At 46.1% G+C, this 749-nt stretch carries 1 pseudogene; it reads right to left on the reverse strand.

Going from position 1 to position 749, the window contains the following annotated elements:
* Nucleotides 1–749 (reverse strand): annotated as a pseudogene (locus ACWHAR_RS26485) (metallophosphoesterase); the annotation flags it as partial.

Raw genomic sequence — 749 nt, forward strand, 5'->3', positions numbered from 1 at the left:
TGCCATTCGTTTGTCCGATAATTCCAAGCATACATCGTCACCTTTCTCCCCGGCAAAGAACTGCCCTTCCAGACCGCTTCTGCCAGATCATTCTCATCAATTGATGGATCAACCGTCACTTCAAAGCGATGATAAGGGAAAAGCTCTTTGTTTTCTGTCGATACTGTTTTTCCATCAGCAGCTGATACCCGCTCCAATTCTTTATTCGTAAATAGGGTCTCCCTTTCCGGCACAAAGCTTTTCGGCGGTTCAGTCAGTGACGCGTGCTTAAATATTTTCACATGATTGCGCGCTGTATATTGAAATCCCCTATAAAAACCAACATCCATGGCATCATTCGTCGGATCTTTCACCCGTACAGAAAGCTTGGCCTTATGCGTGTCGGCTTCGCTGTCTATAACCTCCGGCTGGTCCGGATGCTCTCGTTCGGTTTTAAATATCCTCTCAATCACTGTTTTATTGCCCGCGAGATCCGTTGCTGTCACTTTTAGAGAATGTTTTCCCGGCAAAAGGTCAGAAGATGACGTATGATATGGGAGTGTAATGCTTTCTCCATCTAAAGACGCTTCCGCTTCCTCAATTTTGCTCCATTTATCACACATATCCGCCTGCAGGATAAGGTTTCCTTTATACGTTTGCCCCTCGGTGATATTCGGCTCAATGTGAGGTCCTGAATTATCTACCCGTACAACCAGGCTGACATTTTCCTTGCCGTCGCTTGCTTGAATATGGTGAGCGCCTTCAGAAAG

It is taken from the genome of Bacillus sp. LR--39 (assembly GCF_053613335.1).